A 22,353-nucleotide genomic window follows, 5' to 3' on the forward strand; every position below is an offset into this window, starting at 1 on the left:
TTGTCAGAGCGGGCGAACCTGCGTCGCCAGCTCTTCCGCCGTTAGCCCCTTGCCCGCCCGCATGCCTGCCTCTCCGTGCATGTAGACGCCGGCAGCCGCCGCTTCGAAAGCGGGAACGCCTTGGGCCATCAACGCTCCGATGATCCCGGCCAGAACATCACCGGAGCCTGCGGTCGCGAGCCAAACCGGTGCGTTGGTGTTTATGCAGGCTCTGCCGTCGGGTGCGGCGATGACGGTATCCGCGCCTTTATAGACGATTGCTGCGTTTGCCCGCGCCGCTGCTGTGCACGCCTTTTCAACCTTCCCCATGGTTGCATCGGCGGCGATATCGGGAAACAATCGGCCGAACTCGCCTTCGTGTGGCGTAAGCACGAGCCGAGGCTTTCCGGAAAACTGTGAAAACAGCTCGTCCGGAGCGTCTTTGAACGAGGAGAGTCCGTCGGCATCCAACACCAGATGTCGCGCGGACACGGCGGCGACGAACTGACGCGCCCTATCACCGACACCGAAACCAGGGCCGAGTACGAATGCCTGGAGGCGCTCGTCGCGCAGCCAATCCCGGAGTGCTGCCTCGTCGTTGACTGCATGCAGCATGATCGCCGTCAGATGTGCCGCATTCTCTTCGACCGCATCCTGTGGCGCAGCGATCGTCACGAGCCCTGCCCCGGCTTTCAGGCCCGCCATTGCCGACATTCTCGCGGCGCCGGTCTTGCTCGCTTCGCCGGAGAAAACGACAAGATGACCACGCCTGTACTTGTGGGTTTCCAGTCCACTGGAAGGCAGCATGTCGCGCCAAACTGCCGGCCGGTTCTCGGCAATCGGCTGCTTCTTCCCGGCGCGGATGATGCGCCCGGGTATGCCGATATCGAAGACTTCCAACGTCCCGCAAAGTTCGCGCCCCGGTACCAGGAGATGCCCGGGTTTTCGCGTCATGAAAGTGACGGTTCGATCCGCCGCAAATGCCGCCCCTCGAACCAACCCGGTACTGCCGTCTACGCCGGATGGCAGATCGACGGCAATCACCGGCACTGGTGCCCCGTTGACCCGCTGAATCACGTCTCGAACAGCCGCCGGAACATCACGGGCAAGGCCAGCGCCGAAGAGGGCATCGACTACCACATCTCCAGTTCGCGGCTGATAGGATTCAAGTGGCCGTGCGGCGGTCGGAAAATTGCTCCTAGCTCGAGCGGCATCTCCCTTGAGCGCTGCTGCGTCTCCCATCTGGAAGATCTCTACCGTGATGCCACTGTCAGCCAGGTGGCGCGCCGCAACATAGCCGTCGCCGCCGTTGTTGCCAGGTCCGCAAAGAACAGCCGCGCGAAGCACGTCAGGAAAATCGCGCAACAACAAAGCGGCGACGGCGGCACCCGCTCGCTCCATAAGGGAGTAGCTGTCGATGCCGGATGCCGCTGCTGCGGCATCGACTGCTGTCATTTCCGCTGGCGTGAGGAGTAGCTCGGAGATTCCGTCTGTCATAGCGGCATTCAAACAGAAATCGCCTAAATAACAACCGGTTCGTTCGTTGTTGGTGGGATTGAAAAATATGCAAATGCACAAAATAAGTGCGTACAATGTGTGTTGTCAGAGACTGTTAGTAAGGTCGAATATTCCGGAAAATGACCGAAATTTGCGTTTGGCAGATCGTTTTTCGAAAATTTTCAGCCAAAAATCGTCGATAATTCCCCAGAATGCTGCGTTTTATGCGCGATCAGTCTCGTTTTTCGAAAAATCCGCTTTCCAACTGGCACGATAACTGCATCATGATGGCAAGCAGGTCTGAGCCTGCGATTAACGGGAGAAGCGGAGAGTCATTTTCTCATGAAAAAGATCGAAGCGATCATTAAGCCCTTCAAGCTCGACGAAGTGAAGGAAGCCCTTCAGGAAGTTGGCCTGCAGGGCATTACAGTTACGGAAGCGAAGGGCTTCGGTCGTCAGAAAGGCCATACGGAACTTTACCGTGGCGCGGAGTATGTCGTCGATTTCCTGCCGAAGGTGAAGGTCGAGGTCGTCCTTGCGGACGAAAACGCGGAAGCTGTCATTGATGCAATCCGCAAGGCCGCCCAAACCGGACGCATCGGCGACGGCAAGATTTTCGTCTCAAATGTGGAAGAAGTTATCCGCATTCGTACCGGCGAAACCGGTATCGACGCAATCTAATCTTATCGCCTTCCGGCGAGCCAAAGTATCGTCATCTCAAATAAAGGAACTATTTAATGGCGACCGCAAGCGAAATTCTCAAGCAAATCAAGGAAAACGATGTCAAGTTCGTTGACCTGCGCTTCACTGACCCGAAGGGAAAGTTGCAGCACGTCACGATGGACGTCGTCTGTGTCGACGAGGACATGTTCGCTGATGGCGTCATGTTCGACGGCTCCTCGATCGCTGGCTGGAAGGCCATCAACGAATCCGACATGGTGCTGATGCCGGACCCGGAAACGGTTCACATGGATCCGTTCTTCGCCCAGTCCACCATGGTCATCCTTTGCGATATTCTCGACCCGGTTTCCGGTGAAGCCTACAACCGTGATCCGCGCGGCACTGCAAAGAAGGCTGAGGCTTATCTGAAGGCATCCGGTATCGGCGACACTGTCTTCGTTGGTCCAGAAGCAGAATTCTTCGTCTTCGACGACGTTCGCTACAAGGCCGACCCTTACAACACTGGCTTCAAGCTGGACTCCACGGAACTGCCGTCCAACGACGACACGGAATACGAGACCGGCAACCTCGGTCACCGTCCACGCGTCAAGGGCGGCTACTTCCCGGTTCCGCCGATCGATAGCTGCCAGGACATGCGTTCCGAAATGCTGACCGTTCTGTCGGAAATGGGCGTTGTCGTCGAGAAGCACCACCACGAAGTGGCAGCTGCCCAGCACGAGCTCGGCATCAAGTTCGACACGCTCGTTCGCAACGCCGACAAGATGCAGATCTACAAGTACGTCGTGCACCAGGTCGCCAATGCCTACGGCAAGACGGCGACCTTCATGCCGAAGCCGATCTTCGGCGACAACGGCTCGGGCATGCACGTCCACCTTTCGATCTGGAAGGGCGGCAAGCCAGGCTTCGCCGGCGACGAATACGCAGGTCTTTCTGAAACCTGCCTCTACTTCATCGGTGGCATCATCAAGCACGCCAAGGCGCTGAATGCTTTCACCAACCCGTCGACGAACTCCTACAAGCGTCTCGTTCCGGGCTATGAAGCACCGGTTCTGCTCGCCTATTCGGCGCGCAACCGATCGGCTTCGTGCCGTATTCCGTTCGGCAGCAACCCGAAGGCAAAGCGCGTCGAAGTCCGTTTCCCGGATCCGATGGCGAACCCCTACCTCGCCTTCGCAGCAATGCTGATGGCCGGTCTCGACGGCATCAAGAACAAGATCCATCCTGGCAAAGCCATGGACAAGGATCTCTACGATCTGCCGCCGAAGGAACTGAAGAAGATCCCGACGGTCTGCGGTTCGCTGCGCGAAGCCCTCGAAAGCCTCGACAAGGACCGTAAGTTCCTGACCGCTGGCGGCGTCTTCGACGACGACCAGATCGACAGCTTCATCGAACTGAAGATGATCGAAGTCATGCGCTACGACATGACCCCGCATCCGGTCGAATACGACATGTACTACTCTGCGTGATAGAAATGAAAGCCCCGGTTCGCCGGGGCTTTTCCTGCGATGTCACAGGTGTTTGATGGTTGATGTGACACTCATGTGACGAGATCTCGCACAAATCTTGATTTGAGCGGGCCCAATCACCAAATCAGGTGATGAAAGGAAGTCGTACCATGAAAGAAAGAGTAGCTAAGTTCAGTATCGGTGAAGTGGTTCGGCACAAGGTATTTCCGTTTCGCGGCGTCATCTTCGATGTCGATCCGGAATTCGCGAACACGGAAGAATGGTGGAACTCCATTCCCGCCGAAGTGCGCCCCAGCAAGGATCAGCCCTTCTACCACCTGCTAGCCGAGAATGATGAAAACGAATACGTTGCCTACGTATCCGAGCAGAACCTGGTGAACGACGAGAGTGGCGTCCCGCTTCGCAACGAACAGGTCTATCAGATTTTCGATATGGCACCGACGGGGCAGTTCAAACCCAAGATGAGCTTCGCCCACTAACGTCCACTGCCATAATTCAAAACCCCGCTTGCCGCGGGGTTTTTCTTTGTCTGGATTGGGCAACAAAAAACCCGGCGCGAGGCCGGGTTCTTCGAGAATTCCGATAGGCCCAGATTACTGAGCCTTGGCAGCCTTCTGGGCTTCTTCGAGCTTCTTGCGCGCTTCGTCAGCCTTCTTCTGCATGCTGTCCTGCAGGCTCTTCTGGCTTTCGGCGAGCTTGGAGGCGGAAACCGCCTCGCCATCGAATGCGCCGGTGAAGCCTTCGAGCGAGATCTTGATCGGGTTAGGTGCACGACGGAAGTTGATCGAGGTCAGAACCAGATCGGTGCCCTTCTTCAGGCTGGCGACCATCGCATCGGTCAGCGGGATCTGGGCGACGCAACGGTCGGGCATGCACATCAGGTAGTCGATCTTCTGAGCCTTGCCGCCGTCGATTTGCATCGCAACACCTGGCGGGATCAGACGTGCCGGAGGCACCGAAACCTGGAGGCTCTTGTTGTTGATTTTGCCGGAGACGCTGATGAGGCCGACGCCGGTAACGAGCTGACCGCCACCTGCGAGAACGACGTTCTGGACGACGCAGACGTCATTGTCTTCCTGCTTGCTGCAGGTCTTGTACCAGCCGAGACGCGGAGCGCCAGCAGCCGTGGCGGGAGCGTCTGCGGAAGCCGCTGCATCCTGCGCGAAGGACGATACCGGAGCTGCTGCAGCACCGAGCATCACTGCCAGAACGGACAGGGCTGCCCGCGTTTTGTTTTCAGCCTTGAACATCATAACGAATTCCGTCTCCTGAAATCCCCTAGGGACGACAACGTGCCATCCTCACCAACGGGGTTGTTCGCACTCCACCTCTTAAAACAATGAGGCAAATGCATGACCCCCCGACTTCGGGTTCCCCTGTTACATCGCGTCGGGCTAGATATCCAGTGTTTCTTTGCCCTTTTCAGGGTGATCCGAAAGAATTCGGCGCGGATGGTGAATTGCTGCGGTCGCGTGATAGTCTTGCGCCGAATCGTGCCGTTCCCGGAAAGGACCTCAACGATGCTCCGGATCGTTTTTCCCGTCATTTTCACGCTTGTTGGCAGCGCAGCGCTGGCCGAGCCCGTGCATGGCATTGCGATGCACGGCGCACCTGCCCTGCCCGCCGATTTCAAGCACCTTCCCTACGTCAATCCCGATGTGAAGAAGGGCGGAAAGATCAGCTATGGCGTCGTCGGGACCTTCGACAACCTCAATCCCTTCATCCTGAAAAGCATGCGGACGACGGCGCGTGGCATGTGGGATCCCGAATACGGAAACCTTGTTTTCGAGACGCTGATGCTGCGTTCGCGTGACGAGCCTTTCACGCTCTATGGGCTGCTGGCCGAGTCGGTCGAATGGGATGAGGACCGGACCTTCATCCAGTTCAATCTCAACCCGGCCGCAAAGTGGTCTGACGGTCAGCCGGTGACGCCCGATGACGTGATTTTCACACTCAATCTTCTCAAGGAGAAGGGCCGCGTTCCCTTCAGCACGCGATTGAATGCCGTCGAGAAGATGGAGAAGGTCGGCGATCACAGCGTTCGCTTCACTTTCAACGACAAGGCCGATCGCGAATTCCCGCTGATTCTGGCCGGCTCGACGCCGATCCTGCCGAAGCATGCGATCGATCCGGAGACATTCGATCGTTCGTCGCTTACGCCGCCGGTCGGTTCCGGCCCTTACAAGATCAAGTCGTTGAAGCCCGGCGAAAGCATCACCTTCGAGCGCAACCCCAACTACTGGGGCAAGGATATTCCGGCCAAGGTCGGCCTCGACAACTACGACCAGATATCGGTCCAGTATTTCCTGCAGGACACGACCCTCTTCGAGTCCTTCAAGAAGGGTGATATCGACATCTATCCCGACGGTAGCCCCGGCCATTGGGCAAGCGCCTACAACTTCCCCGCGGTCACCTCAGGCAACGTTGTCAAGGATATGTTCGAACCGAAGCTGCCGAGCGGCATGTTCGGCTTCGTCTTCAACACGCGGCGGCCGGTCTTTGCCAACGCGAAGCTTCGCGAGGGACTGTCGCTGATCTTCGATTTCGAATGGGCGAACAAGAACCTCTTCTCGAACGCCTATATCCGCACCCAGAGCTTCTGGCAGAACTCCGATCTGTCGAGCTTCGGCGTGCCGGCTGACGAACGCGAACTGAAGCTTCTCGGCCCGATCAAGGATCGAATCGATCCCGCGATCCTGAACGGCACCTACAAGCTCCCGGTGACGGACGGGTCGGGCCGTGATCGCAATGTTCTGAAACAGGCAGCCGCGCTCCTGAAGGAAGCAGGTTACACGATCAAGAATGGCAAGATGAGCGACGCCAACGGACGTCCGCTCGCCTTCGAAATCATGACGCAGAACACCGACCAGGAGAAGCTCGCGGTTTCCTATCAACGTTCGCTGCAACTGCTCGGCATTGCTGCCACAATCCGCACGGTGGACGATTCTCAGTATCAGAGCCGCACGAGCAGTTTCGATTATGATGTTATCGTGAAGTCCTACACCTCATCCCTGTCTCCCGGCATCGAACAGCTCGGACGTTGGTCTTCCGCTGCCAAGGAACGGGATGGCACTGACAATTTCGCCGGCGTTGCCGACCCTGACGTTGATACGCTGATCCAGCATATCCTCACCGCCCGTTCGGCGGAGGACTTTACCGCTGCGGTGCGCTCGCACGATCGAATGCTGTTGTCTGGGCACTATGTCCTGCCGCTCTATCATGTTGATAAGCAATGGGTTGCGCGTAGCAAGCGCATCGGTCATCCGGACACCGCCCCGCTCTATGGCTATCAGTTGCCGGCGTGGTGGGATCAGAGCGTGCAATAGACAGTTCCCTTTTCCTGCCTGGTTGAAGTCGCCCGCCACAGGGCCTAGATGGCGGGAAGGTTTCGATTTCAGGAAGAAAAAGGAAAAGCCCATGGAACGCATTACCATCGACGTTGTCTCTGACGTCGTCTGCCCGTGGTGCTATCTCGGCAAGGCGAGGCTGGAGCTTGCGATTGCCGAGGTTCAGGATGAGGTTGGTGTGGACATCAACTGGCGCCCCTACCGCCTCAACCCCGATTACCCGCCTGAGGGCGTCGACCAGAAGAAGGCGCTGGAGCAGAAGCTCGGCGGCGCCGAACGCGTCGCTCAGGGGCACAAGATGTTGAGTGAGCTTGGGCGTGAGGTCGGCATCAAGTTCGATTTTGACGCGATCAAGATCGGCCCGAATACGCTGGATGCGCATCGACTGATCCATTGGGCAATGGTTGAGGACCGCGACAAGGCGGACAAGGTCGTCAACGGCTTGTTCAAGGCGAACTTCGAGGAAGGCCGCAATGTCGGCGATCATGCCGTGCTGCTCGATGTTGCCGAGAAGGCAGGCCTCGACCGCGCGGTCACTGCGTCGCTGCTCGCCTCCGATGCCGATAAGGTCCTGGTGGTCGAAGAGATCGAGTCGGCACAGAAAATGGGCGTCAACGGCGTGCCGTTCTTCATCTTCGACCAGCAGTATGCTGTCAGTGGCGCTCAGACCCCAGACGTTCTGGCGGGCGCGCTTCGTGACATCGCCAAGGCGAAGGCGGAAGCGCGCACCGGTATGAACTGAGCCGCTACGACTTCGCCATTTCAGCGAGCTGCGTCATGATAACGGCTGCACCCTGCAGCCGTTTTTCCGGCGTCGGCAGGTCGCGCGTAAGGAATACGCTCTGGTCCGGCCGGATCTTCGCCATCGTTCCCTGCTTGGCGATATAGCCAACCAGGTTTGCTGGATTCGGAAACTCCTTGTTGCGGAACTGGATGACAATTCCCTTGGGGCCAGCATCCAGTTTCTCCACGTTCGCCACGCGGCAGAGCGACTTCACGTAGACGATTTTCAGCAGGTGCTGGACTTCGATCGGCATCGGGCCGAAGCGGTCGATCATCTCGGCGCCGAAGGCGTCGATTTCCTTCAGCTCCGTGATCTCGCCGAGGCGGCGATAGAGCGCCATGCGCAGATGCAAATCAGGCACATAGCCATCCGGGATCATGACTGACGTGCCGACCGAGATCTGCGGCGACCAGCCGGTATCCTGGATCTCGTCCACGCCCTTCACTTCGGCAACTGCCTCTTCGAGCATCTGCTGGTAGAGTTCGAAACCGACTTCCTTGATATGGCCGGACTGCTCTTCGCCGAGCAGGTTTCCGGCGCCACGGATGTCAAGATCGTGGCTGGCAAGCTGGAAGCCGGCGCCGAGCGTATCGAGCGACTGCAGCACCTTGAGGCGGCGCTCCGCCGTCGCCGTCAGCACCTTGTTTACCGGCAGCGTGAAGAGTGCAAAGGCGCGAACCTTCGAACGTCCGACGCGACCGCGCAACTGATAGAGCTGCGCCAGGCCGAACATGTCGGCGCGGTGCACGATCAGCGTGTTGGCCGTTGGTACGTCGAGGCCGGATTCCACGATCGTCGTCGACAGCAGCACGTCGTAACGGCCCTCGTAGAAGGCATTCATGATGTCTTCGAGTTCGCCGGCCGGCATCTGGCCGTGCGCGACCGCGACCTTCAGCTCCGGCACATCCGACCTTAGGAAGGCATGCACATCTTCGAGGTCGGCGAGGCGCGGGCAGACATAGAAGCTCTGGCCGCCACGATAATGCTCGCGCATCAGCGTTTCGCGGATGACGAGCGAATCGAACGGCGAAATGAAGGTGCGAACCGCCATGCGGTCGACTGGCGGCGTTGTGATCAGCGACAGCTCGCGCACCCCGGTCATCGCAAGCTGCAGCGTGCGCGGGATGGGTGTCGCCGAGAGCGTCAGCACATGCACGTCGCTCTTCAACTCCTTCAGGCGTTCCTTGTGCTTGACGCCGAAATGCTGCTCTTCGTCGATAATCAGCAGACCCAGATTGGCGAACTTGATCCCGGCGCCAAGAAGCGCATGCGTGCCGACGACGATATCCGTCTTGCCCTCTGCCACTTCCTTCTTCGTTAGCGCCAATTCCTTCGATCCGACGAGGCGTGAGGCCTGCTGAACGCGAACCGGCAGGCCGCGGAAGCGTTCCGAGAAGGTCTTGAAGTGCTGGCGGGCGAGCAACGTGGTCGGCACGACGACTGCAACCTGAATGCCGTTCATCGCCGCTACGAAAGCAGCGCGAAGCGCCACCTCAGTCTTGCCGAAGCCGACGTCACCGCAAACGAGGCGATCCATCGGTCGACCGGCTCCAAGATCGGAGCGGACAGCCTCGATGGCGTTGTCCTGGTCTTCCGTTTCGTCATAGGGGAAGCGGGCGGCGAATTCGTCATAGAGCCCTTCGGGTGTCGTCAGCACAGGCGCATGGCGCGTCAGGCGTTCGGCGGCAATGCGGATCAGAGCGTCCGCCATGTCGAGCAGCCGCTTCTTGAGCTTGGCCTTGCGCATCTGCCATGCGCCGCCGCCGAGCTTGTCGAGCTGCGCTTCCGTCCCCTCACCGCCATAGCGCGATAGAAGGTCAATGTTTTCGACCGGCAGGAACAGCTTCGCCTCATCAGCGTACTGCAGCTCGAGGCAGGCATGCGGTGCGCCGGCCGCTTCGATAGTCCGCAGGCCCACAAACCGGCCGATGCCGTGCTGTGCGTGGACGACGACCGACCCCTCATCGAGGCCCGCAACTTCCGAGATGAAATCGGCAGCGCGCTTGCGTCGCTTCGAGCGCCGCACCATACGGTCGCCGAGAATGTCCTGTTCGCCGATGACGACGAGATTGCCGACTTCAAATCCGGTTTCGAGACTGAGTACACCGGCCGCCGCTTCGCCTTTGGCAAGGCTGTCGATTTCCTTCAGCGCACCGACCGGCTTAACCCGCTCGAGCCCGTGCTCGTTCAGCACCTGCAGCAGGCGCTCCAGCGAGCCTTCCGTCCAGGCTGTAATCAGAACTTTTGCGCCTGACGAGCGCTTGTCGGCGATGTGCTTCACGACAGCGTCGAACACATTGATGCGTTCGGCGTTGCCGCCGCCCTCGGCGTTTGATCGTGCCCAACGCTCGCCTTGCCGCGCGTCGAGATTGATCACACGTCGCGCTTCTCCCTCGTGCTCGTTAAAGGGCGAAATACGCATCACATTGAACGCATCGAGCGTGCTGGCGAACGTCTTGCCGTCCAAGTACAGTTGGCCGGGCGTCACGGGCTTGTAGGGTGTCCCTTGCGCCATCTGGCCCTTGCCGGGCTGTCCGGAATTGAGGCGGGCATCATAGTAGTCGAAGACAAGCTTGGAACGCTCTTCGGCGGCCTGGCGCACCGTATGATCGGTGACCATCCGGAAGCCCTTCAGATAGTCGAATACCGTTTCCAGTTTCTCGTAGAAAAGCGGCAGCCAATGCTCCATGCCGGGATAGCGCCGGCCCTCCGATATGGCGAGGTAAAGAGCATCGTCGCGCGTCGCCGCGCCGAAGGAAGAGAGGTAATTCTTGCGGAAACGGCTGATCGTATCGGGCGTCAGTGTGACCTCGCTCATCGGGTTGAGGTCGAGGGAGCGCACCTGCCCTGTGGTGCGCTGACTTGCCGGGTCGAAGCTTCGGATGCTTTCCAGCGTGTCGCCGAAGAAATCGAGGCGAACGGGCTCTTCGGAGCCGGGCACGAAAACATCAAGAATGCCGCCGCGCACCGCATATTCGCCGACCTCGCGAACTGTTGCGACGCGGTCGAAGCCGTTGCGTTCAAGGCGCCCGGCAACATCGTCCATGCGCACGGTGTTTCCCGGGCGTGCCGAGAAGGCAAGACTTTCGATGACCTCTTGCGGAGCGACCTTCTGCAGCATCGCATTAACGGTCACCAGCACGATCGCGGCGTGCGGTTTCCTGTGATGGGCGATCAGCCCGCCCAGCGCCGCAAGACGGCGCGCCGATGTGTCGGCGCTCGGCGAAACGCGGTCGTAGGGAAGACAGTCCCAGGCAGGCAGAGTAAGCACCGGAATCTCTGGCGCAACGAAGCCTAGCATCTGCTCGAGGTCCACCATCCGCTGCCCGTCGGAAAGCACATAGGCAACCGGCTCGCCCGCGCGTGCCAGATCGGCCAGCAACAGAGCCTCCATACCGGTCGGCACGTTGCCGATCGTCAGCGGTTCGGCGATGGCTGACAGCTTCCTTGCGTCAAAACCTGAGGTCATTAGGCATTCCTGGACAGGGCGTCTGCGGGATATTCGAAATCGGGCTTGTAGGCCGCAAGCCGCGTAAACATCGGCGTTTGGAAACGCTCAGGTACAGGCCATGTTCCCATGATCCATCGCACGAGATCGTTGTCCTCTTCGGCCATGATCGTCTCGAGCTCGTCGAGTTCGGTTTCGGACAGGGTGGCGATTTCCTTCTCGGCGAACTGCCCGAAGACGAGATCCATTTCGCGGATACCGCGATGCCAGCAGCGAAAGAGGATTCGGCGGCGGCGCGGATCAAGATCGGCGCTCGAGAGTGACACACCCGTCATGGCTTTACCTTCCTGTTGATGCGCCTCTATAGACCCTCGAAAGCGGCTTGTCAGCCTTGCCAAGGCCGCATTGTTCATCGCATTTTGCCGCCATGCGCCCAGCCATTCTCGATCCGCTGTTTTCGCCTGTTTCCGCCTTGCCCGGCGTCGGTCCCAAGATCGCCGAGTTGCTGGTCAAGCTGCTTGGGCGCGAGACGCCTGATGAGACACGCGTCGTCGATCTGCTGTTTCATGCACCGCATTCCCTGATCGATCGCAGAAACCAGCCGGGGATAGCCCGCGCGCCGCAAGGCGCCATCGTTACTGTCACGGCGCGCGTGGATCGTCATCAGGCACCGCCGCGCGGCAAGAGCAACATTCCCTATCGCGTCGTCCTGCACGACGAGACGGGTGAGCTCACACTTGTGTTCTTTCGCGGGCAGGCTGCATGGCTTGAAAAGCAGTTGCCGCTCGACGAGGAAGTGATCGTCAGCGGCAAGATCGACTGGTTCAATGGGCGCGCCTCTATGGTTCACCCAGATTATGTCGTGAAAGCCAGCGAAGCCGAAAACCTGCCCCTGGTCGAGCCGATCTATCCCCTCACTGCAGGTCTTTCGCCCAAGACACTGCGCAAGATCATTGAAGCTGCACTACCACGCACGCCGGAGCTGCCGGAATGGATCGATTTGGCTCTCGCGCAGAAGCAGGGTCTGCCGTCGATAGCAGATGCCTTTCACGGGCTGCATGAACCGCGCGATCCCTCCGATATCGACCCCCAGGCACCTGCCCGCCGCCGCCTAGCCTACGACGAGTTCCTGGCCGGTCAGTTGTCCCTCAGCCTGGTGCGCCAGCGGCTGCGCAAGGTGGCTGGCCAGCCTGTTCATCCGACAGGCCATATCAGCGCCCGGATCCTGCAGGCTTTGCCGTTCTCGCCGACATCAAGCCAGAGTGCCGCGGTTGCCGACATCCTGAAAGGCATGGCAGGCGAAGATCGCATGTTGCGCCTGCTCCAAGGCGACGTCGGTTCCGGCAAGACGCTGGTCGCTCTCATGTCGATGGTCGCAGTGATCGAAAGCGGCGGCCAAGCCGTCCTCATGGCGCCGACAGAAATTCTCGCCCGCCAACACCACGCGACAATCTCGAAGTTTGCCGCTTCCGCGGGTCTCGGAATCGAGGTTCTCACCGGCCGCACCAAGGGTCGCGAACGGGAAGACATCCTGGAGAGGATCGCATCGGGCGAGGCGCAGATCATCATCGGCACCCACGCCCTCTTTCAGGACAGCGTCAACTATCGCAATCTCATGCTGGCCGTGGTCGACGAGCAGCACCGCTTTGGCGTCCACCAGCGCCTCAGACTGACAGCAAAGGGGATAACGCCGCACATGCTCGTCATGACGGCCACCCCCATTCCGCGTACGCTGGTACTTGCCGCCTTCGGCGACATGGCCGTCTCCAAGCTGACAGAGAAGCCCGCCGGTCGGAAACCGATACAGACGATCACAATCCCGACCGAGCGCACCGGCGAGATCGTTGGACGTATGAGGAGTGCTTTGGCGGAGGGCAAGAAAGCCTACTGGATCTGCCCGCTGGTCGAGGAGTCCGAGGAAAGCGACCTGATGTCAGTCGAGGAGCGTCATGCAACCCTCGTTTCGTCGCTCGGATCCGGTATCGGCCTCATCCACGGCCGCATGAGCGGCCCGGAGAAGGATGCCGTGATGATGGCGTTCAAGAACGGTGAAATTCGCCTCTTGGTCGCAACGACCGTGGTGGAAGTCGGCGTCGATGTTCCCGATGCGACGATCATGGTGATCGAACATGCCGAGCGCTTCGGCTTGGCTCAGCTTCACCAGCTTCGTGGACGCGTAGGGCGCGGTGACGAGGCTTCGACCTGCATCCTGCTCTACAAGGGACCACTGGGCGAAACTGGTCATGCGCGCCTGTCGATCATGCGTGAAACGGAAGACGGATTTCGGATCGCTGAGGAAGACCTGAAACTGCGCGGCGAAGGCGAATTGCTCGGCACGCGTCAGTCGGGAACGCCCGGCTTTCGCATCGCAAGCCTCGAAGCACATGCCGATCTTCTGGAAATTGCCCGCCGCGACGCCGCCTATCTGATCGAGCGCGATCCAGATCTGACCAGCGAGCGCGGCAAGGCTGTGCGCACCCTGCTCTACCTGTTTCGCCGCGACGAGGCGATACGCTTCCTGCACGCCGGCTGAGCGGGACGCGTTCGGAACTACATCTCGATCGGGGCCGGCAACGGCTTGCGCGTCCGCTCCTGTTTCAGCATGCGCGCTGCGAGTTCCTCAGGCGCGACCAGACCGCCTGAGATCAGTAGCTTGGCGGCGTCCTCCGGCGACATATCGAGCGGAACGATCTTCTCGCGTGGCGTGAAGATCAGGAAGCCGGCAGTCGGGACCGGTGTCGGGGGCAGAAACACGCAGACCATGTCGTGGCCCATTGCGTTGAACTTCGATGCAATCTCGCCCTTGGCGTCTGTTGAGATGAAGACCAGGGCCCAAAGACCCGGGCTCGGATACTCGATGAGGCCGACCTTCTTGAAGGAGTTCGTCTTGTCCTTCAGCACTGTTTCGAAAATCTGCTTGACGCTGTGGTAGATGCTGCGCACGAGCGGCACGCGGCGCACAAGGGATTCGCTGAACTGAACGATGCTCTGGCCGATCAGATTTTTGCCGAGGAAGCCAATGAGCGTGATCGCGATGAGCGCGATCAGCAGTCCCGAGCCCGGCACAGCGAAATTCAAGTAGTTGTCTGGGTCATAGCGTGCCGGCAGATATGGCTTCACCCAACTGTCCGCCCAGCGCACGACAGACCATGTGAGCCACAGCGTGATCGCGACCGGTGCACAAATAATCAACCCCGCCAGGAAGTTGTTCCTGATGCGAGTTGCTATCGGCAATCGGGGCAGTTTTTCCGTCATCGCGTGCTGATAACTCCGTTGAGCAGGCCGGCTATCGGAAATCAGCTCCCCCATGCTTTCCTGATGGAAAAACTGCCAGAAATTGCCTTGCCGTACAAGTCTTCAGGCATCTAACGGTCGGTCACTCCACCGTGACCGACTTCGCCAGATTGCGCGGCTGATCGACATCCGTGCCCATGAAAACGGCCGTGTGATAGGCGAGCAACTGGATCGGCAGCGAGAAGATCATAGGGGCAATGATTTCATCGACATTCGGCAGCACGATCGTCGCCATTGTCTGCAGCTTCGACGCCGCTGCACCTGCCTCGTCAGTGATGAAGATGATGCGACCGCCGCGCGCGGCAACCTCCTGCATGTTCGATACGGTCTTGTCGAAAAACCGATCGAACGGCGCGATCACGATAACGGGCATGTTCTCGTCGATCAATGCAATCGGCCCATGCTTCAGTTCGCCCGCGGCATATCCTTCGGCATGGATGTAGGAGATCTCCTTGAGCTTGAGCGCCCCTTCCATTGCGAGTGGGAAGCTTGTGCCCCGGCCGAGATAGAGAACATCGCGGCATTTCGAAAGCTCGCGCGAAAGGCTTTCCATCTGTGGCTGGATGAGGTTCAGTACCCGGCTCATGATGCGCGGCATTTCCGTGAGATGACGGACCAGTTCGCGTTCCTGCTCCGCGTTGATCGTTCCCCTCGCCTTGCCTGCGCCAAGCGCCAGCGACGCCAGCACTGCGAGCTGGCATGTAAACGCCTTCGTCGAGGCCACGCCGATTTCCGGACCTGCCATGATCGGAAAGACGGCATCGGACTCGCGAGCGATGGTCGATTCCCGTACGTTGACGACGGCACCGATCTTCAGCCCGTGGTCCTTGCAATAGCGAAGCGATGCCAGCGTGTCTGCGGTTTCGCCCGATTGGGAAATGAAGAGTGCCGCCTGCGAAGGCGACAGCGGCATTTCGCGATAACGGAATTCGGATGCGACATCGATTTCCACGGGCAGACGGGCATAGCGCTCGAACCAGTACTTGCCGACGAGGCCGGCGAGGTATGCCGTTCCACAGGCAGAGATGGCCAAGCCACTCGCCGCCTTGAAATCGATCGCGTTGGCGCTGTCGCTAATCGTCTTGCTGGCGAAGTCGACGTAGTGGCTAAGGGCATGCGAAATGACCTCCGGCTGTTCGTAGATCTCCTTCTCCATAAAATGCCGATGATTGCCTTTGTCGACGACATAGGCGGTCGTCTGCGAGATCTGCCTCGGGCGCTGCACTTCGTTGCCGGAAAAGTCGAGGATCGTCGCGCCATCTCGTGTCAGCACGGCCCAATCGCCATCGACCAGATAGGTGATCTCGTTGGTAAAGGGCGACAGCGCAATGGCATCCGATCCGAGGAACATCTCGCCCGAGCCATAGCCGACGGCGAGCGGCGGTCCGGAGCGGGCCGCCATGATCGTGCTGGGGTCATTCTGCAGCATGATCGCCAGCGCATAGGCGCCGGTTACCCGGTTCAGCATCTTGAGCATTGCTGCGCGCGGCTCGAAGCCTTCGCGGAGGTACTTCGCCATCAAATGGGCAACGACCTCGGTGTCCGTCTGAGTCTGGAAGACTGCGCCCTCGCCCGTCAGTTCGTCGCGTAGCTCGGAGAAATTCTCGATGATGCCGTTGTGGACGACCGCGACTCCGTCGACGAAGTGTGGATGCGCATTGGTCTCGTTGGGAATGCCGTGAGTGGCCCAGCGCGTGTGTGCGATGCCGATCGTTCCAGGCAAGGGCTCGCCATCAAGGCGCTTTTCGAGATTGAAGAGTTTGCCCTCGGCGCGGCGCCGATCCATTTCGCCGTTATGAATGGTCGCGACACCAGCAGAGTCATAACCGCGATACTCGAGGCGCTTCAGGGCATCCACGAGGCGTCCTGCTACCGGGCTGTTTCCAACGATTCCAACAATTCCGCACATAAAAGTCCCCAAAGCCTTCCGTTTCGGAGGCCACTCGTAACGATTCTGTCTTTTTTCTCAATGGCCTCGGCGGTCACTTTCAGTTTCCGCGCGTTACGCGAAGCCTATGCCTTGGGCTTCTTCGCAGCCTTGATCGCCAGCGCGCGTTCACGCAGTAACGTGGCTCTATCCGGCTTCAGTTCCTGGCGCGCACGCCCAAGAGCGAGTGCATCGGCTGGAACGTCGGCCGTAATGACGCTGCCGGAGGCAATATAGGCGTTGTCGCCGATGCTGACCGGCGCCACAAGCGAGGAGTTCGATCCAATGAAGGCATTCGCGCCAATGAGAGTCTCGTGCTTGTTGACGCCGTCATAGTTGCAGGTGATCGTACCCGCACCGATGTTGGTCCCGGCTCCCACGGTTGCGTCGCCGATGTAGGTCAGATGATTGACCTTGGCGCCCTCACCGATCTTGCCGTTCTTGACCTCGCAGAAATTGCCGACCTTGGAGCCATTGGCAAGATCGGCACCGGGACGCAATCGTGCGAACGGGCCAACCGTTGCTCCGGCGCTGACATGCGCGCCTTCGATATGCGAGAAGGCGTGAATGATCGCGCCGCTATCAATCGTTGCGCCGGGGCCGAACACGACATTCGGCTCGATCAGTGCGTCCTGTCCGATCACGGTGTCATACGAGAGAAATACGGTCTCGGGAGCAATCATCGTCACCCCTGCGATCATCATCTCATGGCGTCTGCGCTCCTGCCAGAACCGCTCGATGACCGCCAGCTCGGCGCGATTGTTGCAACCGGTCATCTCGATCTCGGGTGCGTCGACGGCGGTAACGCGGCCACCGACAGAACGGGCGATTTCGACCAGGTCGGTCAGGTAGTATTCACCCTTGGCATTGGCGTTGCCGATCCGGGATAGCAAATCAAGTGCCTTGCGACCGTTGATCGCCATGAGGCCGCTGTTGCACCATTTCACGGCACGCTCGGCATCACTGGCATCCCGTTCCTCCCGAATGGCAATCAGTTCGCCATCCTTAACGAGCAGGCGACCGTAGCCTGTAGGCCGGTCGGTGTGGAAGCCGATCACGACCACATCGCTGCCCTCGGCAAGCCCCTGACGTGCTGCCTTGAGTGGTCCTTCGGTCTGGAGGGCTACATCGCCGTAGGTGACGATAATATCGTCGTATCCGCGTGCGATTGCCTCGCGCGCCGCGAGAACGGCATGGCCGGTGCCTAGACGTTCCTTCTGAAGGTACGTCTCAATCTTGACACTACCGACCTGGGCAGCCTTTGCCACCTCCTCGGCATCGCGTCCCAGCACAAGCGCAACTGCGGAAATATCGCTCTTTGCGACGGCATCCACAACGTGGGCAATCATCGGACGATTTGCGACCGGATGCAGCACCTTCGATTTCGACGACTTCATTCGCGTGCTGTCACCCGCAGCGAGAATGACGGCGAGACAAGTGCGTTCCATGATTTGCTCCGAGAATCCGTTGATTGCGGCCTTTCGCTGCCTCATAGCAGCAAGACAAGCCCGGAACAAAGGTCAAAATGGAATCAGGCGGAGGCCTTCGCCATGGCTGCGTAGGCTTCGCGGACATGTTCGCGACCGTCTATGATCACGAGCTCCATCGCCTTTCGGGCAGCGTCGGAATCGCCTGCCACGATCGCCTCGACGATGCGCATATGCGTGTCGGCGATGTCGGAAAATCCGTTCTGCGATGGTGGTGTACTGATGCGGAACATACCCACCAGCGCGGCTTCGATCAGGCTTCCCAGCGTTCGCATGAAGGGGTTGTGCGACGCCTCGGCTATAGCGAGGTGAAAATGCAGGTCGGCCAAGGCAAGGCTTTCGCTGGTATGACCCATGGAGGCCATTTCCATCGCCAGCGTACGCAGGTTTTCGATGTCTTCCTTGCTCGCGCGCTCGGCGACGAGACCGGCGGCAAAGGGTTCAAAGGCCAGGCGGATATCGTAAAGCTGCAACAGGAATTCTTCTGTCACCCCGCTGTCGAAGTGCCAGGCTATGATCTCGCTGTCGAACATGTTCCAGAGGTTCTTCTCTGTCACGCGTGTTCCGACGCGGGCCTTGGCCACGATCATGCCTTTTGCGGCGAGCGTCTTCATCGTTTCCCGAAGGACTGTGCGCGAGACCTTGAAGCGTTGAGCAAGCTCGGCATCGCCAGGCAGAATGCTCCCGACAGGATAGCTTCCAGCAACGATCGCCCTGCCGAGCTCATCCACGACCTGCGCGTGGCTCGTACGCGATTTCCGTCCTGTCTTTCCTGTCTCAAGCAATCTGCTACGCAACTAGAATACCTCCCCCGTGTTAGGCATACCTCTTGTTCAAACTAGAAAGGAAGAGAATAACTTTCTGCATTAGAATGAATGCAAAAAGCAACAAGCCAATCAAGATCTTCGTCCACCAGCTCGAGAGCGTCCCGTCGAAGGTGATGTAGGTCTGGATTAGGCCCTGTATCAGGATACCGATGAAGGTACCTGCCACAAATCCCGCCCCTCCGGTCAACAGCGTCCCCCCAATGACGACTGCTGCGATGGCGTCCAGCTCGACGCCGACGGCTGCCAGAGAATAACCGGCCGACGTATAGAGCGAAAAAACGATTCCGGATAGGCCGGCGAGAAAGCCGGATAGCGCATAGATCTGTATCGTCGTGCGGCCAACCGGGACGCCCATTAGCTGTGCGGTCTGCGAGCCGCCACCGAGTGCGTAGACGTTGGTGCCGAAGCGCGTGCGGTGCGCCAGGAATATGCCCCCGACAAACACGAGAAGCATGATGCCGCCAAGAAGAGTCAGGCGTCCACCGCCCGGCATCCTGTAGTAGAGGCCGGTCAAAGTCGCGTAGTAGTCGTGATTGATCGGAATACTATCGATCGACAGCACGAAGGCCATGCCCCGCGCAAGGAACATGCCCGCGAGCGTAACGATGAACGCCGGCATCTGGAGGTAGTGAATGATCGCGCCCATTGCTGCACCGAAGCCGGTCGTGATGATAAGCACCAACACAAAGGCAACGAGCGGATGGATTGCGGTGTTCTGCAGGACGACGGCAAGGAAGACGCCCGTGAACGCGATCACCGAGCCGATCGACAAGTCAATGCCGCCGGAGATGATCACGAACGTCATGCCGACTGCTGCTATCCCCAGAAACGCGTTATCAGTCATCAGGTTGCCGATCACGCGCGTCGACAGAATGTTGGGATATTGCAGCGTGCAGATCGCATAGGAGAGCACGAAGATCACGACGGTGGCCAGCAGGGGCAGATATTTCGAGTTCATTGAACCTGTTCTCCCCTGGCGCCGCCGCTGGATCGCCGGCTCAGGATGACGGCGGCGGATTGAACCGCCGGCGACTGAATGATGAGGATTACGATGACGATTACCGCCTTGATGATCAGGTTGAATTCCGGTGGGAATCCCGAGAGCAGAATACCGGTGTTCACAGCCTGAATGATCATCGCACCGATCAACGATCCCAGGATGCTGAAGCGACCGCCAAGCAGCGAGTTTCCTCCAACCACGACAGCCAGGATCGCGTCGAGTTCCAGCCAGAGGCCGGCATTGTTCGCATCGGCCCCCTTGATGTCAGCGGCAACGATGATGCCGGCAATGGAGGCGCAAAGGCTGCTCAGCATATACACCGCCATCAGCAGCACAGGCGTGCGCACGCCGGAGAGCATGCTGGCGCGCCGATTGATGCCGGTCGCCTCGATCAGCATGCCAAGCGCCGTGCGCCTCACAAGCAGGATCACCAAGGCGCCCATGACCAGCCAGATGACGACGGGCATCGGCAAGAACGCAAACGAGCCGCTACCGAACGCGATCAAGCCTTCATCGTTGAAGGTCATGATGACGCCTTCGGTGATGAGCTGAGCAATCCCGCGTCCCGCAACCATGAGCACAAGCGTAGCGATGATTGGTTGGATATTGAGCACGGCGACCAGAAATCCGTTCCAGACACCGCAAAGCAATCCGACCCCAACTGTGACCAGCAGCGTCACGGCAAGTGAGTGACCGGCGACGGTGGACGATGCAGCGACGGCGCCGCAAATGGCGATCACCGCGCCGACCGAGAGGTCAATCCCCTTCGTCGCTATCACGAGCGTCATGCCGATTGCCAGCAATGCTACCGGAGCCCCCCGGTTCAGCACATCAATCAAGCTGCCATAGAGCCGATCATTTTGAACTACGACATTAAAGAATTGCGGGAACATTATGAAGTTCAACAGAAGGATGACCGCCAACGCGATGAGTTGCGGTGCGAGGCGGATCAGTAGCGCATTGAGTGACGACTTCATGCGTCCTCCGTCTTCTCTTGAGCGGCCGCAATTGCATCGACTATGCGCGCGGTGCTGATATGGTCGCCGGTCAGTTCCGCTATATGCTCCCGATCACGAAGTACGAGGATACGTGAGCTGTAGGCGATAAGCTCTTCTAATTCCGAGGAAATAACGATTAGTGACATGCCATTCGCGCATAGGTCTTCGATCAGGCGGATGATCTCTGCGTGTGCGCCTACGTCGATGCCGCGGGTCGGCTCATCCAGGATCAGGAAGTCCGGATTGGTCGCTAGCCAGCGCGCAAGGATCGCTTTTTGCTGATTGCCCCCTGACAGCAGACGGATCGGCTTTTCCCGATCCGTCGTGCGGATGTCGAGCGCGCTGATATAGCGGTCGGCCAGCGCATTCTGATCCGCGCGGGAGATCGGTCGCGCCCAACCCCGGCGCGCCTGCAGCGCGAGGGCTATGTTCTCGCGAATGGACAGGTCGCCGATGATGCCATCTGTCTTGCGATCTTCAGGGCAAAAGCCGAAGCCGTTGCGGATCGCCGCCCGCGGGCTCGACAGCGAAACCTGAGTGCCGTCGACCGCGGCCGTTCCGCTATCTGCCTGTTCAATGCCGAACAGAAGTTCGGCGGTCTCCGTGCGCCCGGACCCGAGCAGTCCCGCAATGCCCACAACTTCGCCGACCCGAACGTCCAGGTCGAAAGGCTTCACCTTGCCGCGTTTGCCGTAGCCCCGGAAACTATATCGGACTGGGCCTGCGGTGACTGTATGGGTGCGCGCGGCAGCTTCGGCACTTGCCAGTTCATGGCCAAGCATCATCGAAATCAGGTTCTGCCGGGGCAACTCCGCTGTTTCTCGCGTACCGACCAATTTGCCGTTTCGCAGGACCGTTATCCGATCGCTGATCTCATAAACCTGCTCAAGAAAATGAGTTATAAAAACAATGCCAAGGCCGCGCTCTTTCAAGTTACGCATGATGCGGAAGAGCATGGCGACTTCTTGGGTGTCGAGACTGGCGGTCGGCTCGTCAAGAATGAGCACCTTGCCGGACAGATCGACCGCGCGCGCGATCGCAACGACCTGCTGCACGGCGACCGAAAACCGGTCGAGCTGTGCAGTCACGTCGATGTCCATGCCGTACTGCTCGAGTAACGCGCGGGCCTGCCGATTCATCGCGCGCACATCGATCATGCCGAGGCGTTTTGGTTGGCGTCCGAGAAACAGGTTCTCGGCGACGCTGAGGTTGGGCAGGAGATTGACCTCCTGATACACCGTGCCGATCCCCAGCTTCTGGGCCGCAAGGGTATCAGCTGGATTGATCTCGGCACCGTCGAGCGTAAGTCTGCCCTGGTCGCGATGATAGGCGCCGGTAATGCATTTGATGAGCGTCGACTTGCCGGCACCATTTTCGCCCAGGAGCGCGTGCACCTCGCCCTTGCGCAGCGAGAAATCGACCTTGTCGAGTGCAATAGCGCCCGGAAAGAATTTTGATATCCCGGAGGCGGTCAGACGGTTCTCGAAATCGTGAATCATGGAAGTGGCTTTTCCTGATATGGACCGACGATGCCGCGCCGTGGACGGACATGATGTCCCGACCGGCATTCGGCAGTTCCGCACCGGTCCATGACGGGCCGGTGCGGTTCCAGCGGCAA

At 59.3% G+C, this 22,353-nt stretch carries 17 protein-coding genes; 6 read left to right on the top strand and 11 right to left on the bottom strand.

Annotated features, from left to right (window positions below):
- Positions 1-3: 3 nt before the first annotated feature.
- Positions 4-1,476 carry an NAD(P)H-hydrate dehydratase gene (locus JNB88_RS14670; RefSeq protein ID WP_220356109.1) on the bottom strand — a complete coding sequence of 491 codons (1,473 nt, stop codon included), beginning with the start codon at positions 1,474-1,476 and terminating at the stop codon, positions 4-6.
- A gap of 342 nt (positions 1,477-1,818) precedes the next feature.
- Here JNB88_RS14670 and JNB88_RS14675 point away from each other — a divergent pair, with 342 nt between their 5' ends.
- The 3 genes from JNB88_RS14675 to hspQ all read left to right on the top strand — a co-directional run bounded on the left by JNB88_RS14675 (position 1,819) and on the right by hspQ (position 4,102).
- On the top strand, positions 1,819-2,157 hold the full coding sequence (locus JNB88_RS14675; protein ID WP_003539626.1) for a P-II family nitrogen regulator: 339 nt from the start codon (positions 1,819-1,821) through the stop codon (positions 2,155-2,157).
- A gap of 56 nt (positions 2,158-2,213) precedes the next feature.
- On the top strand, positions 2,214-3,623 hold the full coding sequence (gene glnA / locus JNB88_RS14680) for a type I glutamate--ammonia ligase (protein ID WP_037127889.1): 1,410 nt from the start codon (positions 2,214-2,216) through the stop codon (positions 3,621-3,623).
- 149 nt (positions 3,624-3,772) lie between these two features.
- A complete protein-coding gene (gene hspQ, locus JNB88_RS14685; RefSeq protein ID WP_016553964.1) occupies positions 3,773-4,102 on the top strand; it encodes a heat shock protein HspQ in 330 nt (109 codons plus the stop codon).
- 114 nt (positions 4,103-4,216) lie between these two features.
- Here the strand turns inward: hspQ and JNB88_RS14690 are convergent, their stop codons facing one another.
- Positions 4,217-4,876: an invasion associated locus B family protein gene (locus JNB88_RS14690; protein ID WP_007793597.1), complete on the bottom strand. Its 660-nt coding sequence runs from the start codon at positions 4,874-4,876 to the stop codon at positions 4,217-4,219.
- Between the two features lie 267 nt (positions 4,877-5,143).
- Between JNB88_RS14690 and JNB88_RS14695 the strand changes: the two genes are divergently transcribed.
- On the top strand, positions 5,144-6,949 hold the full coding sequence (locus JNB88_RS14695; RefSeq protein ID WP_220356110.1) for an extracellular solute-binding protein: 1,806 nt from the start codon (positions 5,144-5,146) through the stop codon (positions 6,947-6,949).
- Positions 6,950-7,040: 91 nt separating this feature from the next.
- Positions 7,041-7,712 carry a DsbA family oxidoreductase gene (locus JNB88_RS14700; protein WP_220356111.1) on the top strand — a complete coding sequence of 224 codons (672 nt, stop codon included), beginning with the start codon at positions 7,041-7,043 and terminating at the stop codon, positions 7,710-7,712.
- Between the two features lie 4 nt (positions 7,713-7,716).
- Here JNB88_RS14700 and mfd read toward each other — a convergent pair whose 3' ends face one another.
- Positions 7,717-11,223 carry a transcription-repair coupling factor gene (gene mfd, locus JNB88_RS14705; protein WP_220356112.1) on the bottom strand — a complete coding sequence of 1,169 codons (3,507 nt, stop codon included), beginning with the start codon at positions 11,221-11,223 and terminating at the stop codon, positions 7,717-7,719.
- Positions 11,223-11,537 carry an FAD assembly factor SdhE gene (locus JNB88_RS14710; protein ID WP_220356113.1) on the bottom strand — a complete coding sequence of 105 codons (315 nt, stop codon included), beginning with the start codon at positions 11,535-11,537 and terminating at the stop codon, positions 11,223-11,225. The genes mfd and JNB88_RS14710 overlap by 1 nt, the downstream gene beginning before the upstream one ends.
- A 92-nt stretch (positions 11,538-11,629) precedes the next feature.
- Here JNB88_RS14710 and recG point away from each other — a divergent pair, with 92 nt between their 5' ends.
- Positions 11,630-13,735, top strand: coding sequence for an ATP-dependent DNA helicase RecG (gene recG, locus JNB88_RS14715; RefSeq protein ID WP_220356114.1), 2,106 nt, complete (start codon positions 11,630-11,632; stop codon positions 13,733-13,735).
- Positions 13,736-13,752: 17 nt separating this feature from the next.
- On the opposite strand, the gene JNB88_RS14720 is transcribed toward recG, so the two are convergent.
- The 7 genes from JNB88_RS14720 to ytfR form a co-directional block, all read right to left on the bottom strand.
- On the bottom strand, positions 13,753-14,457 hold the full coding sequence (locus JNB88_RS14720; RefSeq protein WP_037127903.1) for a DUF502 domain-containing protein: 705 nt from the start codon (positions 14,455-14,457) through the stop codon (positions 13,753-13,755).
- 121 nt (positions 14,458-14,578) lie between these two features.
- Positions 14,579-16,405 carry a glutamine--fructose-6-phosphate transaminase (isomerizing) gene (glmS, locus tag JNB88_RS14725; RefSeq protein WP_220356115.1) on the bottom strand — a complete coding sequence of 609 codons (1,827 nt, stop codon included), beginning with the start codon at positions 16,403-16,405 and terminating at the stop codon, positions 14,579-14,581.
- A gap of 104 nt (positions 16,406-16,509) precedes the next feature.
- Positions 16,510-17,871 carry a bifunctional UDP-N-acetylglucosamine diphosphorylase/glucosamine-1-phosphate N-acetyltransferase GlmU gene (gene glmU / locus JNB88_RS14730; protein WP_220356116.1) on the bottom strand — a complete coding sequence of 454 codons (1,362 nt, stop codon included), beginning with the start codon at positions 17,869-17,871 and terminating at the stop codon, positions 16,510-16,512.
- Positions 17,872-17,954: 83 nt separating this feature from the next.
- Positions 17,955-18,707 carry a FadR/GntR family transcriptional regulator gene (locus JNB88_RS14735; protein ID WP_220356117.1) on the bottom strand — a complete coding sequence of 251 codons (753 nt, stop codon included), beginning with the start codon at positions 18,705-18,707 and terminating at the stop codon, positions 17,955-17,957.
- A gap of 19 nt (positions 18,708-18,726) precedes the next feature.
- On the bottom strand, positions 18,727-19,695 hold the full coding sequence (yjfF, locus tag JNB88_RS14740) for a galactofuranose ABC transporter, permease protein YjfF (RefSeq protein WP_220356118.1): 969 nt from the start codon (positions 19,693-19,695) through the stop codon (positions 18,727-18,729).
- A complete protein-coding gene (locus tag JNB88_RS14745) occupies positions 19,692-20,714 on the bottom strand; it encodes an ABC transporter permease (RefSeq protein WP_220356119.1) in 1,023 nt (340 codons plus the stop codon). Before JNB88_RS14745 ends, yjfF begins: the two co-directional genes overlap by 4 nt.
- Positions 20,711-22,234, bottom strand: a complete 1,524-nt coding sequence (gene ytfR / locus JNB88_RS14750) for a galactofuranose ABC transporter, ATP-binding protein YtfR (RefSeq protein ID WP_220356120.1) — start codon at positions 22,232-22,234, stop codon at positions 20,711-20,713. Before ytfR ends, JNB88_RS14745 begins: the two co-directional genes overlap by 4 nt.
- Positions 22,235-22,353 lie beyond the last annotated feature (119 nt).

Origin of the sequence: Rhizobium cauense (genome assembly GCF_019511525.1) — a bacterium.
Classification (GTDB): Bacteria; Pseudomonadota; Alphaproteobacteria; order Rhizobiales; family Rhizobiaceae; genus Rhizobium; species Rhizobium cauense.